Raw genomic sequence first — 14017 nt, 5'->3', positions numbered from 1 at the left:
ATTGTCGAGCAGCAACCCGCTGCGTGACCCCGCAGACCGACGGCTCCCGCGTGTCGCGGGACCGTCGGGTCTGGTGATCTTCGGTGTCACGGGCGACCTCTCCCGCAAGAAGCTCATGCCCGCGGTCTACGACCTCGCCAACCGGGGTCTGCTGCCGCCGGGCTTCTCCCTGGTCGGCTTCGCCCGCCGCGAGTGGGCCAACGAGGACTTCGCCGCCGAGGTCCACGACGCCGTCAAGGCACACGCCCGCACCCCGTTCCGCGAAGAGGTCTGGCAGCAGCTCATCCAGGGGATGCGCTTCGTCCAGGGCACCTTCGACGACGACGACGCGTTCGAGCGGCTCCGCTCCACCATCGAGGAGCTGGACAAGGCGCAGGGCACCGGCGGCAACTTCGCCTTCTACCTGTCCGTCCCGCCGCGCTCCTTCCCTGTCGTCATCCAGCAGCTGAAGAAGCACGGCCTGGCGGACCAGACCGGCGGCTCCTGGCGACGCGCGGTCATCGAGAAGCCCTTCGGCCACGACCTGAAGTCGGCCGAGGAGCTCAACAAGGTCGTGCACGAGGTGTTCGAACCGGACCAGGTGTTCCGGATCGACCACTACCTCGGCAAGGAGACCGTCCAGAACATCCTGGCGCTGCGCTTCGCCAACACCATGTTCGAGCCGATCTGGAACCGGTCCTTCGTGGACCACGTCCAGATCACCATGGCCGAGGACATCGGCATCGGCGGCCGCGCCGGCTACTACGACGGCATCGGCGCCGCCCGTGACGTCATCCAGAACCACCTGCTCCAGCTGATGGCCCTGACCGCGATGGAGGAGCCCGCCTCCTTCGACGCGGACGCGCTGGCCGCCGAGAAGGAGAAGGTGCTCGGCGCGGTACGGCTGCCGGACGACCTGGGCAGGCACACCGTGCGCGGCCAGTACGCGGCCGGCTGGCAGGGCGGCGAGAAGGTCACCGGCTACCTCCAAGAGGACGGCATCGACGGCAAGTCGAAGACCGACACCTATGCCGCGGTCAAGGTGGAGATCGACAACCGCCGCTGGGCGGGCGTCCCCTTCTACCTGCGCACCGGCAAGCGCCTGGGCCGTCGCGTCACCGAGATCGCGGTGGTCTTCCAGCGGGCCCCGCACTCCCCCTTCGACCACACGGCGACGGAGGAGCTGGGCCAGAACGCGATCGTCATCCGCGTCCAGCCCGACGAGGGCATCACGGTCCGCTTCGGCTCCAAGGTGCCGGGCACCTCGATGGAGATCCGGGACGTGTCGATGGACTTCGCCTACGGCGAGTCGTTCACCGAGTCCTCGCCGGAGGCCTACGAGCGGCTGATCCTGGACGTGCTGCTCGGCGACTCCAACCTCTTCCCGCGTACGGCGGAGGTCGAGCTGTCCTGGAAGATCCTCGACCCGATCGAGGAGTACTGGGACCAGCACGGCAGGCCCGCCCAGTACCCGTCGGGCACCTGGGGTCCCGCCGAGGCCGACGAGATGCTCGCACGAGACGGACGGAGCTGGCGCCGGCCATGAAGATAGACCTCACGGACACCACGGCCGGCAAGGTCAACAAGGCGCTGGTACAGGGCCGCCGGGCCATCGGCACGCCCGCCGTGGGCATGGTGCTGACCCTCGTCATCGTCACCGACGAGGAGAACGCGTACGACGCCCTGAAGGCCGCCGGCGACGCCTCGCACGAGCACCCCTCGCGCACGCTGGTCGTCATCAGGCGCGTCTCCCGCTCCCCCCGCGACCGTACGACGTCCCGCCTGGACGCCGAGGTCAGGGTGGGCGCGGACGCGGGCTCCGGCGAGACGGTCATCCTGCGGCTGTACGGCGAGGTCGCCGACCACGCCGACTCGGTCGTGCTGCCGCTGCTGCTGCCGGACGCGCCGGTCGTCGCCTGGTGGCCGGTGAACGCCCCCGTCGACCCGGCGAAGGACCCGCTGGGCGCCCTCGCCCAGCGCCGGGTCACCGACACCTACTCCTCGGAACAGCCGGTACGGGAGCTGTCCGCCCGCGCGGACGCCTACACCCCCGGCGACACGGACCTGTCCTGGACCCGGATCACGCCCTGGCGCTCGATGCTGGCGGCGGCCCTGGACCAGGTGGTCTGCGAGGTCCAGGCCGTCGAGGTGGAGGGCGAGGAGTTCAACCCGAGCTGCGAGCTGCTGGCGATGTGGCTCGCGGACCGGCTGGACGTCCCCGTCAAGCGCTCCCTCTCGTCCGGCCCGGGTCTGACGGCGGTCCGTCTCGACACCAGCGAGGGCGCGATCGCGCTCGACCGCGCGGACGGCTCCCTCGCCACCCTGTCCATCGACGGCCAGCCGGACCGTGCGGTGGCGCTGAAGCGGCGGGAGACGTCCGAGCTGATCGCGGAGGAACTGCGGCGGCTGGACCCGGACGACACCTACGCGTCGGCGCTGCGGTTCGGCGTGGAGCGGCTGAACGCGTCGGCCTCCCCGGCTGCGGAACCGGAGGCTCCCGCGGCTCAGGCGCCAGAGACGTCGGCTGCTCAGGCGCCAGAGACGTCGGCTGCTCAGGCGCCAGAGGCGTCGCCCGCTCCGGCTCCGGAGGCGCCTGCCAAAGGAGAACCGGCCGTCGAAGCCGCTGCCGCGGAAGCTCCCGCGCCCGAAGCGGCGGCGAAGGAACCGCTGAAGAAGAGGGTGAAGTCGCCATGAGCACCCCTCAGCTGGTCGTGCACCACGACAAGGAGCTGATGGCGCAGGCCGCCGCGGCCCGCCTGATCACGAAGATCGTGGACGCCCAGGCCTCCCGGGGCGAGGCGTCCGTGGTCCTCACGGGCGGCCGCAACGGCAACGGCCTGCTCGCGGCTCTCGCGGCGGCTCCGGCGCGGGACGCCATCGACTGGGGCCGGCTCGACCTGTGGTGGGGCGACGAACGCTTCCTGCCCGAGGGCGACCCGGAGCGCAATGACACCCAGGCCCGCGAGGCCCTGCTCGACCAGGTCCCGGTGGACCCGAAGCGCGTGCACGCCATGCCCGCGTCGGACGGCCCCTGGGGCGCGGACGTGGAGGCGGCGGCCGAGTCCTACGCGGCGGAGCTGGCCCGCGCGGCCGGCCCGGAGAACCACGGCTCGGTACCGACCTTCGACGTCCTGATGCTGGGCGTCGGCCCGGACACCCACGTGGCCTCGCTCTTCCCGGAGCTGCCCGCGGTCCGGGAGACGGAACGCACGGTGGTGGGCGTCCACGGCTCCCCGAAGCCGCCGCCGACCCGGGTCTCCCTCACCCTCCCCGCCATCCGCTCGGCCCGCGAGGTCTGGCTGCTGGCCGCGGGCGAGGACAAGGCCGAGGCCGTCGCCATCGCCCTCTCGGGCGCGGGCGAGATCCAGGCCCCGGCAGCGGGCGCCCGGGGCCGCCAGCGCACCCTGTGGCTCCTGGACGCGGCCGCGGCGTCCCAGCTGCCGCGGTCGCTGTATCCGCCGGCTTCACCGTGACGAAGCCCTGAAAAGGAACCCGTACGGCCCGCGGCCGTACGGGTTCTTTCATGACCGGACCTAACGCCCCCGCAGCTCCCGGTACTTGGCCACCAGGGCCTTCGTCGACGCGTCCAGGCCGGGTACCTCCGCGCCCTCCGTCAATGCCGGTTCCACGCGCTTGGCGAGGACCTTGCCGAGCTCCACGCCCCACTGGTCGAAAGAGTCGATGTTCCAGACGGCGCCCTGGGTGAACACCTTGTGCTCGTAGAGGGCGACGAGCTGGCCGAGGACCGACGGGGTCAGGGCGCGGGCGAGGATGGTGGTCGTCGGGCGGTTGCCCTTGAAGGTCTTATGCGGGACCAGCTCTTCCGGCACGCCCTCCGCGCGGACCTCCTCCGCCGTCTTGCCGAAGGCCAGCGCCTGGGTCTGGGCGAAGAAGTTCGCCATCAGCAGGTCGTGCTGCGCCTTGAGCTCACCGCTCAGCTCGGCGACCGGCTCGGCGAAGCCGATGAAGTCCGCCGGAATCAGCTTGGTGCCCTGGTGGATCAACTGGTAGTACGCGTGCTGCCCGTTGGTGCCGGGCGTGCCCCACACCACCGGGCCGGTGGTCCACTCGACCTCCTTGCCGTCCCGCGCCACGTGCTTGCCGTTGGACTCCATGTCCAGCTGCTGGAGGTACGCGGTGAACTTCGACAGGTAGTGGCTGTAGGGCAGTACCGCGTGCGACTGGGCGTCGTGGAAGTTGTCGTACCAGATGCCGAGCAGGCCCAGCAGGAGCGGGACGTTGGACTCGGCGGGGGCGGTGCGGAAGTGCTCGTCCACCAGGTGGAAGCCGTCGAGCATCTCGCGGAAGCGGTCCGGGCCGATGGCGATCATCAGCGAGAGGCCGATCGCGGAGTCGTACGAGTAGCGGCCGCCGACCCAGTCCCAGAACCCGAACATGTTCTCCGTGTCGATGCCGAAGTCGGCGACCTTCTCGGAGTTGGTCGACAGCGCCACGAAGTGCTTGGCGACGGCGTCCTGACCGGCCTTCAGCTCGCCGAGCAGCCAGTTGCGGGCCGAGGTGGCGTTGGTGATCGTCTCGATCGTGGTGAACGTCTTCGAGGCGATGATGAACAGCGTCTCGGCCGCGTCCAGGTCACGGGTGGCCTCGTGCAGGTCGGCGCCGTCGACGTTGGACACGAAGCGGACCGTGAGGTCGCGGTCGGCGAAGCTGCGCAGCACCTCGTAGGCCATCGCCGGGCCGAGGTCGGAGCCGCCGATGCCGACGTTGACCACGTTCTTGATGCGCTTGCCGGTGTGGCCGGTCCAGGCGCCGGAGCGGACGCGGTCGGCGAAGCCGCTCATCTTGTCCAGGACCGCGTGCACCTGCGGTACGACGTTCTCACCGTCGACCTCGATCACCGCGTCACGCGGGGCGCGCAGTGCCGTGTGCAGCACGGCGCGGTTCTCGGTGACGTTGATCTTCTCGCCGCGGAACATGGCGTCCCGCAGGCCGAAGACGTCGGTGGCGGCGGCCAGCTCGCGCAGCAGCCGCAGTGTGTCGTCGTTGACCAGGTGCTTCGAGTAGTCGATGTGGAGGTCACCGACCTGGAGGGTGTAGCCCGTGCCGCGCGCCGGGTCGGCGGCGAACAGGTCCCGCAGATGGGTGTCGGCGAGCTCCTCCCGGTGCTTGGCGAGCGCGGTCCACTCGGGCGTCTGGTTGAGCCTGGTACGGCCGTCTGCGTTCATGTGCGACTTCAGCCTTCTTCCTTGCACCTGTCCTGTTGCGTGCCTGCCCCGCTGCCGTTCCAACCTAATTGATCAGCGTGGGGCGCGGCCTGCTGTCGCGCCGTCCCGCGGCGCAACAACAGGTACGTCCGGCTTGCGCACCGGTATCAACGAGGTGACGGCCAGACCGAACAGGACCGCGGCGAGCAGCGCGGGCCCGTTCAGGCCGTACGCCCCGGCGACGGCTCCGCCGAGGAGGGCGCCGAGCGGCGCGCCGGCCGTCGAGGAGGTACGGAAGGCGGCGGCGATCCGGCCGGTCATCGACTCGGGTGCGCGTTGCTGCATCAGCGTGACCTGGTTGACGTTCCACACCATGTTCATCGCGCCGAGCAGCAGCATGCCCACGACGAGGGCGCCGAGGTGGCGGACGGAGCCGACGAGGACCAGGGACGCCGTCTGGACGGTCCCGGCGACCAGCAGGGCGCGCACCCGCCCGGTGCGGCGGGCGACGCGCTGGGCGAGGAAGCCGCCGGTGATGCTGCCGGCCGAGTACGCGGTCATGGCCGCCGCGTATCCCGCGCTGCCCGCGTGCAGCCAGCGCGTCACATGCAGCACCAGGGTGGCGATCAGGGCGCCCATGCCGATGTTGCACAGCAGCGTGGCCACGCAGACCGCCCGCAGGGCGCGGTCCTGCCACAGCGCGCGCAGGCCCTCGCCGATCTCCGTGCGCAGGGTGCTGCCGGCCGGGCGTGGCGCCCGCTCCGGCGGCCGTGTCCGCAGGGAGGCGACCAGGGCGGCGGCGGCCAGATAGGTGGTCGCGTCGGCGGCGAAGGGCATGAACGCGCCGGCGGCCAGCAGCAGCGGGACCAGCGGGGCGCCGAGCAGCCCGCCCGCGATCTGCTGTCCGGTCATCAGCCGGGCGTTGGCCCCGCCCAGTGTCTGCCGGTCGACCAGGGAGGGCAGCAGGGCCGTGGACGCGTTGTCGAAGAGCGTCTGGAGCGTGGTCAGCGCGAAGGCGAGCAGGAGCAGCAGCGGGATCGAGGCGTGGCCGAGCCCCACGGCGAGCGCGAAGGCGGCGACGAGCAGCCCTCGTACGGTGTCCGCGGCCCACATGGCGCGCCGCTGGTCCACCCGGTCCGCGACGGCGCCGCCGAGCAGCCCGAACAGCAGCCACGGCACATAGCCGCAGGCGGTCACCGAGGCGATGGCGAGGGGATCGTCGGTCAGGCGCGCGGCCAGCAGGGGCAGCGCGGACGTCCGTAACGCGTCCCCGAACCGGGAGACCACGGCGGCCGTCCACAGCCGCCCGAATCCCCCGCGCCACGCGGGCGCCCGCTCCTCCACCGTCATCGTCGCCCCCTCACGATTCGCCGATGCGCAAACCGTAGAGGGCACCACTGACAACGGCCCGGGGCCGGCCGCGGAGACGACTCCGGCCAGACGCCCTCAGGCACCCGGCCGGTCCCGACTCCTAGATCTCGCCCCGCAGTTTGGCGAGCGCCTCGGCGAGGATCGCCTCGCCGTCCGCGTCGCTGCGCCGCTCCCGTACATACGCGAGGTGCGTCTTGTACGGCTCGGTGCGCGGCGGGTCCGGCGGGTTGTCCCGGTCCTGACCGGCCGGGAAGCCACAGCGCGGGCAGTCCCAGGTCTCGGGCACCTGCGCGTCGCTGGCGAAGCTCGGCACCGTCTCGTGCCCGTTGGAGCACCAGAAGGAGATGCGCAGACGCGGCGCGGACTCGCCGCGCTCGGCCTCGCCCATCGGCCCCGCCCCGACCCGGCTACCTCGGATCGCGTTGCCACTTGCCACGGTCGTAACTCCCTGCGTGATGGTGCCGCGAAGCGAGTCGGCGTGTCGCTTCGTTGCGAGCGCCTCAGTCTACGTAAGGCCCAACGCGCGTCCAGTGTTGGGAGTTACCGCCCCCGCACCTAGACGCAAGCCCCATGATAGGCCGCGCTCAGGTGCGCGTACCGAACATGGGGCCTTACGTGCGGATTGTGCGTGTGTGCGAGTCGCGGATCAGCTGTTCGTCTTCATCAGCATGCCGAGGACGATGATGCACGCGAACCACAGCAGACCGACCACCACGGTGATCCGGTCCAGGTTCCGCTCGGCGACCGAGGAGCCGCCGACGGAGGACTGCATGCCGCCACCGAACATGTCGGAGAGGCCGCCGCCCTTGCCCTTGTGCATCAGCACCAGCAGCATCATCAGCAGGCTGAAGACGATCAGGGCGATCGAGAACCCCAAAACCACGGCTGGACCAACTTCCTCGGATACGGATGGACTGCGGGGCCGAATCTCGTATTGAACCTCGGAACGCGGATCCAATAACAGTTTCGGCCCCGCAAGGGTACGACGGATCGCCGCTACCGCCTACTGGCAGGTCCCCTCACTGGTCGCGGAAGCGCACGATCTTGACGAATTCGTCGGCGTCCAGCGAGGCACCGCCGACCAGCGCGCCGTCGATGTCGGCCTGCGCCATGATCTCGGCGACATTGCCGGCCTTGACGGAGCCGCCGTACTGGATACGGACCTGGTCGGCCAGCTCCTGGCTGTACAGCTCGGCGACCTTGGCGCGGATCGCGGCGCAGACCTCCTGGGCGTCCCCGGAACCGCAGACCTTGCCGGTGCCGATGGCCCAGACGGGCTCGTAGGCGATCACGACCGACTCGGCCTGCTCGGCCGGGACGTCCTTCAGACCGCCCTCGACCTGGGCGAGGGTGTGGGAGACGTGGTTGCCGGCCTCGCGGACGTCCAGCTCCTCGCCGACGCACAGGATCGGGGTCAGGCCGTGCTTGTAGGCGGTCTTGACCTTGGCGTTCACGATCTCGTCGGTCTCGGCGTGGTACTGCCGGCGCTCGGAGTGGCCGATGACCACGTACGTGCACTTCAGCTTGGCCAGCATCGGACCGGAGATCTCGCCGGTGTAGGCGCCGGAGTCGTGCGCCGAGAGGTCCTGGGCGCCGTACTTGATCTTGAGCTTGTCGCCGTCGACCAGGGTCTGCACGGAACGCAGGTCCGTGAAGGGCGGCAGGACGGTGACCTCCACGGCCTCGTAGTCCTTGTCGGCCAGGGCGAAGGCGAGCTTCTGGACGTGCGCGATGGCCTCGAGGTGGTTGAGGTTCATCTTCCAGTTGCCCGCCATGATCGGCGTGCGCCCAGAAGAAACAGATTCAGCCATGTAGGTCAGTCCTCCAGTGCGGCGAGGCCGGGGAGCGTCTTGCCCTCGAGGTATTCGAGGGAGGCGCCGCCACCGGTCGAGATGTGTCCGAACGCGTTCTCGTCGAAGCCGAGGATGCGCACGGCGGCTGCGGAGTCACCGCCACCGACGACGGTGAAGCCCTTGGACTCGACGAGAGCCTGGGCGACCGTCCGGGTGCCCGCGGCGTAGTCGGGGTGCTCGAAGACGCCCATGGGGCCGTTCCAGAAGACGGTGGCGGCGTCGGCGAGCTTCGAGGCGTACAGCTTGGCCGTCTCCGGGCCGATGTCCAGGCCCATCTGACCGGCCGGCATGGCGTCCGCGGCGACCGTGCTGGGGTCGGACGGAGCCTTGCCCGACAGGTCCGGGAACTCGGGAGCGACCAGCGTGTCGACGGGCAGGACGATCTCGACACCGGTCTTCTCGGCGCGCTCCAGGTACTCGGTGACGGTGCCGAGCTGGTCCTCCTGGAGGAGGGAGCTGCCGACCTCGTACCCCTTGGCCTTGAGGAAGGTGTAGACCATGCCGCCGCCGATCAGGAGGCGGTCGGCCTTGCCGAGCAGTTCGTCGATGACGGCGAGCTTGTCGGAGACCTTGGCGCCGCCGAGCACCACCACGTAGGGGCGCTTGACGTCCTCGGTGAGCTTCTTCAGGACGCCGACCTCGGTGGCGATCAGGTAGCCGGCGTAGTGCGGCAGCCGGGCCGGGAGGTCGTAGACGGAGGCGTGCTTGCGGTGCACGGCGCCGAAGCCGTCGCCGACGTAGACGTCCGCGAGGGCGGCGAGCTGGTCGGCGAACTCGCCGCGCTCGGTGTCGTCCTTCGAGGTCTCGCCGGCGTTGAAGCGCAGGTTCTCGATGACCGCGACCTGGCCGGGCTGCAGGCCGTTCACCGCGTCGTGGGCAGCGGGGCCGACGGTGTCCTGGGCGAACGCGACCGGGGCGGCGAGCAGTTCGGCGAGCCGCTCGGCGGCCTGGATCAGCGAGAACTTCAGGTCCGGGGCGCCCTTGGGGCGGCCCAGGTGCGAGGCGACGACCACCTTGGCGCCCGCGTCGGCGAGGGCCTTGACGGTGGGCAGGACGGCGCGGATGCGGCCGTCGTCGGTGATGAGGCCGTCGGACATCGGCACGTTGAGGTCGGCGCGGACGAAGACCCGCTTGCCGTCGACCCCTTCGGCGAGGAGTTCGTCGATCGTCTTCATGGGTGGGGACTCCTACAGGAGGGCTCTTGATCGTACGAGGGCTGATCGAACCGTAGACGCCGGGTCGATCCTTACGTGCGTCAGGGCTCGGGCGGCGCGACCTTGCGCTGCCCGAGCCCTGCTACCGCATCGAGGTGCCTGCTCGGCCGATCAGAGCTGGTTGCCGACGAAGACCGTGAGGTCGACGAGGCGGTTGGAGTAGCCCCACTCGTTGTCGTACCAGCCGAGGATCTTCACCGTGTTGCCCTCCTGGACCATGGTCAGGGAGGAGTCGAAGGTGCAGGAGGCCGGGTCGCCGACGATGTCCGAGGAGACGATCTCGTCCTCGGTGTAGGCCAGGTAGCCGCTCAGGTCGCCGTCCTCGGAGGCCTTCTTGAACGCGGCGTTGACCTCGTCCTTGGTGACCTCGCGCTGCAGCGTCACGACCAGGTCGGTGGCCGAGCCGGTCGGGACCGGGACGCGCATCGCGATGCCGTCCAGCTTGCCCTTGAGCTGCGGCAGGACCAGGGCGGTGGCCTTCGCGGCACCGGTGGTGGTCGGGATGATGTTCTCGGCGGCGGCACGCGCGCGACGCAGGTCCTTGTGCGGGAAGTCCAGGATCCGCTGGTCGTTCGTGTACGCGTGCACCGTCGTCATCAGGCCCTTGACGATGCCGAAGTTCTCGTCGAGGACCTTCGCCATCGGCGCCACACAGTTGGTGGTGCAGGAGGCGTTGGAGATGACGTGGTGGCTGGCCGGGTCGTACTTGTCCTGGTTGACGCCCATCACGATGGTGATGTCCTCGTCCTTGGCCGGAGCCGAGATGAGGACCTTCTTGGCGCCACCGGCGATGTGCTTGGCGGCGTCTTCCTTCTTGGTGAAGATGCCGGTCGACTCGATGACGATGTCGACGCCCAGCTCGCCCCACGGGATGTCGGAGGGGTTGCGCTCGGACAGGACCTTGATGGTGTGACCGTCGACCGTGATGGTGTCGGCGGTGTGCGAGACCTCGGCCTTGAGACGCCCAAGGATCGTGTCGTACTTGAGCAGGTGGGCGGTGGTTGCGGTGTCACCCAGGTCGTTGACAGCCACGATCTCGATGTCAGCACCCTGCTCCAGCAGCGCGCGGAAGTAGTTGCGACCAATACGACCGAAGCCGTTGATGCCTACGCGGATCGTCACGAACCGATCTCCTCGTTGGTACGCCGGCCATGCGGTGCCGGCGAGCTGTATTTGGGATGTCCCCGACCACCCACGACCCTACCTCCCTGAGGCTCCCGAGGTGACATCCAGATCCCCCATACACGGCGAGGCGGTCCGTACCCGCCAGTAGGGGTACGGACCACCTCGGATCGGGGGTCGCATCACACCGTTTTGTCACGGAATGCCGACCGCGTTTCAGGCCGTTGTCACTCGTTCGTGAGCGGGTCGGCTCACTTGTCGCGCGCCGTCGCCATCAGTTGTCGAGTGCCGTCAACGCCTTCTTCACCAGAGCGGCACGCTCGGCGGCCGAGGTGAGCTGTTCCAGGCCGAAACCGAGCAGCACGGTGCGGCCGGTGGTGACGGCCCCGTACGTCTTGAACAGGGCTCCGGTGCGCTCCCAGTCCTTGAGGACGGCCGGGCTGCCCGCGGGCGGTCCGGTGACGCTCCAGGCACCCAAGGAGGTTTCGAAGCCCTCGGTCTCGACGGCCGTGCCACCGGTCACGAGCGAGGCGTCGTCGACGAGGACGCCGTGTCCGCCGGTGCTCGGGTCGGTGATGTAGCCGATGGAGACCTCGACGGTCCTGCCCGCGTAGGCGCTCAGGTCGAACTTCACGGACTGCCAGCCCGTGGAGCTGCCGGTGAGGCTGTGCCAGGAGCCGGTGGTGCCGCTCGCGGTGCACCCGTTGTTCCCGATGGTCAGGTAGTGCTTGAGCCACGGGTGCTCGGCGATCAGGAACCCGGCCCCACACTCGGTCGGCACGGCGTCACTGGTGGCGCCGCCCGCCTCGGGCAGGGTCGTCCAGTCGTCGGCGCCCACGATGTGCGCCTCGACCACCGCGTGGTCGTAACCGGGCTCGGTGTCCCAGAGCAGCTTGGCGCTCAGCGCCGGCTGGTCGGCCGCTGTGACGCCGGTGAGGTCGATGGTGCGGGTGAGGCGCTTGTAGGCGTCGTCGGTGTGGACGGCCGCCGCCATGGCGGACCCCGAGTACGGCCCGTACGGGTTGATGGTCCCCGCGAACTGGCCGGCGCCCGCGCTGGCGAACTGGGGGTAGGTGTCGGTGGCGAGCTCGTCGGAGGTGACGGAGTAGGTCCCGGCCTTGTCGAGCGGGTTGGCGGAGGTGCCGCTCAGGGCACCGCCGAAGCCGTCCAGCGAACCGGAGCCGGTGAAGCCGGTGGCGCCCGGTGTCGACGTACGGGAGTAGGCGCCCAGGTAGTACTGGCTGAAGTCGTTGGACGGGGTGCCGTCGCCGAGGTCGACGCTGCCGCCGGCCAGCTCGCCCGCCTCGACCAGCTTGCCGCCCTCGTTGAGATAGGCGCGCAGCTGCAGCTGGGTGTCGTTGCCGGGGCCCTTGGTGCCGGAGTAGTGGACGACCGTCCCGAAGTGCTTCAGTACGCCGAGCGCGTCGGGCGCGCCCTGGGTGGCGACGTCCCAGACGACCGCCTTGTGCCCGGCCGCCTTCAGCGCGTCGACATAGGTCTGGGCCTCGGTGGCCTTGGCGCCTTCCTCGGCGACCACGAGGGTGTCCGCCTTGGGGCGCTCGGCGACGGTGTACGTGAAGTGCGAGCTGGCGACCTTCTTGCCGCTCTTGGTCTCACCGGTGAACCAGACCTCGACCTTGTCGCCCGGCACGCCGTCCTTCACCTTGGCCCGGTACTCGTCGAAGTAGAGGTTGTCCTCGCCGCCGTAGGTCTCGCCGCCCTTCCAGGGCTTGAGCGCCATGTCGAGCGTACGGCCGCCGTTGACGCGGTACTTCAGCTCCTTGTCGCGGATCGCCTTGCGGACGACGGCGGAGACCTCCTGGTCGGCGCCGCGCGAGTACGACGTGGAGAACGTGGCCGGGGTGAAGTCGGCGGCGCTCAGGCCGACCGAGGAGACCGGCTGGTCGGGGTGGGCGGCGGTCTCGGCGACGGAGAGCGCGAACGGCACGTTCTTCGCGAACTCGTCCTGGATCAGCGTCTCGTCGTCCGGGAAGTTGAAGACCGACTGGCAGTCGGCGGCGTTCCAGGCGTCGTTCGGGTCGATGTTCGAGGCCGTCTGGCAGGTCGACATCTCGGGGGTGAACATCGCCATGCCGTTGACGTTCGACGCGTGGCCGTCCGCCTCGCCGTTGGTGGTGTAGAGCTCCGAGGAGACCTGCGGGTGGTAGCCGGGGACCGCCGAGTTGTCCGGGGTGCCGGCGAGCGCCTTGTAGAGGACGTCGTCCGGGGTCGGGGTGGCCACCTGCCAGCCGACGCCGTAGAGGAGGAGCTCGGCGGCCGAGTGGTAGTTGATGCCGTACGTGAAGTCGACGCGCTTCTCGAAGTCGTCCAGCGCCTTGGTCTCGGGCTCGGACTCGGGGCTCGCGCCGCGGTAGGTCTCGCTGGTGGGGTTCGGGGACGAACCCTCGTCGTCGTAGCCCCACTTGTAGCCGAAGTTGCGGTTGAGGTCGACGCCGTCGCCCGTGCTGATGGCGCCGTCGCCGTTGACGTCCCGCAGGTTCTTGCGCCACAGGCGGGTGTCGGAGTCCTGGAAGGTGTAGTCGTAGCCGTCGGGGTTGGCGGACAGCACGAACCACAGCTCGGTCGAGTCGACGATCTTCTTGACGCGCTTGTCGGTGCTGTAGTTGTCCAGGTAGTAGTGCATCAGCCGGCGGGTCATCTCCGGCGTGATCCACTCGCGCGCGTGCTGGTTGGACACGTACAGCACGGACGGCTTCGAACCGTCCTTGGAGCTCTTCGCACCCTTGGTCAGTTTGAGCGCGAGGATGTCCTGGCCGCTGATCGTCCTGCCGATGGACTCGACCTTGGTGAGACCGGGGTTGGCCTGCGCGGTCCGGAGGATCTCCTCCTTGAGCCCGCCGCTGCCGCTGTACGGGCGGAACACGCCCTGGGAGGCGTCCGCGACACGCGTCTCCGCCTTGGCCGACAGCGTGTGCTCGGTGAGGTCGACGCCCTGCTTCTCCAGGGTCCGGGCCTGCCCGCCGGTGAGATAGAGCTCGACTTCGGTCTTGCCGGATCCGGTGACCTGGTCGCCGAGCTCATGGCCGTCCTGACCGGCCTTGAGCAGCAGGGGAATCTGCTTCTTGGTGACGTCGGCATGGTAGACCTTGACCTCGTCGGGGTCGGGCTTCGCCGAACCTCCGGTCTGCGCCTGGGCCATGGGTGCGAGTGCGGCTCCGCCGATCAGGAGCGCGCCGACAGCGAGGATCGATCTCGCTCTGTGTCTCATGTACCCCCCTAGCAGTGGTCCGCCACGGCGGCGAACCTCTGCCAGGCTCATGACACTCCATGATCGAGTCAAGGGCGCCTCACG

General features: G+C 69.7%; 11 protein-coding genes. 3 read left to right on the top strand and 8 right to left on the bottom strand.

Annotated features, from left to right (window positions below; all coding sequences use genetic code 11):
- The first annotated feature begins 1 nt into the window (after nt 1).
- From zwf to pgl, 3 genes are read left to right on the top strand one after another with little or no spacing between them, the layout of a single operon-like run.
- Nucleotides 2-1525, top strand: a complete 1524-nt coding sequence (gene zwf, locus ACFWXC_RS42135; protein ID WP_384487610.1) for a glucose-6-phosphate dehydrogenase — start codon at nt 2-4, stop codon at nt 1523-1525.
- Nucleotides 1522-2673: a glucose-6-phosphate dehydrogenase assembly protein OpcA gene (gene opcA, locus ACFWXC_RS42130; protein ID WP_384487608.1), complete on the top strand. Its 1152-nt coding sequence runs from the start codon at nt 1522-1524 to the stop codon at nt 2671-2673. Before zwf ends, opcA begins: the two co-directional genes overlap by 4 nt.
- Entirely contained in the window at nt 2670-3452 is a 783-nt protein-coding gene (gene pgl / locus ACFWXC_RS42125) for a 6-phosphogluconolactonase (RefSeq protein ID WP_384487606.1), read from the top strand. The genes opcA and pgl overlap by 4 nt, the downstream gene beginning before the upstream one ends.
- Before the next feature lie 60 nt (nt 3453-3512).
- Here pgl and pgi read toward each other — a convergent pair whose 3' ends face one another.
- The 8 genes from pgi to ACFWXC_RS42085 form a co-directional block, all read right to left on the bottom strand.
- Nucleotides 3513-5165 (bottom strand): glucose-6-phosphate isomerase, encoded by a 1653-nt coding sequence (gene pgi / locus ACFWXC_RS42120; RefSeq protein ID WP_384487604.1) that lies wholly within the window; start codon nt 5163-5165, stop codon nt 3513-3515.
- A 72-nt stretch (nt 5166-5237) separates the two neighbouring features.
- Entirely contained in the window at nt 5238-6494 is a 1257-nt protein-coding gene (locus ACFWXC_RS42115) for an MFS transporter (RefSeq protein WP_384487602.1), read from the bottom strand.
- 121 nt (nt 6495-6615) lie between these two features.
- Complete coding sequence (locus tag ACFWXC_RS42110) at nt 6616-6951, bottom strand: RNA polymerase-binding protein RbpA (protein ID WP_078615979.1); 336 nt, start codon at nt 6949-6951, stop codon at nt 6616-6618.
- 210 nt (nt 6952-7161) lie between these two features.
- Nucleotides 7162-7398, bottom strand: a complete 237-nt coding sequence (gene secG / locus ACFWXC_RS42105; RefSeq protein WP_351694907.1) for a preprotein translocase subunit SecG — start codon at nt 7396-7398, stop codon at nt 7162-7164.
- 136 nt (nt 7399-7534) lie between these two features.
- A complete protein-coding gene (tpiA, locus tag ACFWXC_RS42100; protein ID WP_384487695.1) occupies nt 7535-8290 on the bottom strand; it encodes a triose-phosphate isomerase in 756 nt (251 codons plus the stop codon).
- Between the two features lie 41 nt (nt 8291-8331).
- Complete coding sequence (locus ACFWXC_RS42095; RefSeq protein WP_384487600.1) at nt 8332-9543, bottom strand: phosphoglycerate kinase; 1212 nt, start codon at nt 9541-9543, stop codon at nt 8332-8334.
- Between the two features lie 150 nt (nt 9544-9693).
- Nucleotides 9694-10704 (bottom strand): type I glyceraldehyde-3-phosphate dehydrogenase, encoded by a 1011-nt coding sequence (gap, locus tag ACFWXC_RS42090; RefSeq protein ID WP_365798973.1) that lies wholly within the window; start codon nt 10702-10704, stop codon nt 9694-9696.
- 274 nt (nt 10705-10978) lie between these two features.
- The gene (locus tag ACFWXC_RS42085) at nt 10979-13933 is read right to left on the bottom strand and encodes a M14 family zinc carboxypeptidase (protein WP_384487598.1); all 2955 of its coding nucleotides are present in this window, start codon (nt 13931-13933) and stop codon (nt 10979-10981) included.
- Between the last annotated feature and the right edge of the window lie 84 nt (nt 13934-14017).

Source organism: Streptomyces sp. NPDC058683, from assembly GCF_042716195.1.
In the GTDB taxonomy this organism is placed as follows: domain Bacteria; phylum Actinomycetota; class Actinomycetes; order Streptomycetales; family Streptomycetaceae; genus Streptomyces.
The sequence above is the reverse complement of the archived record's forward strand: the minus strand, read 5'-3'. Positions and strand labels throughout refer to the sequence as shown.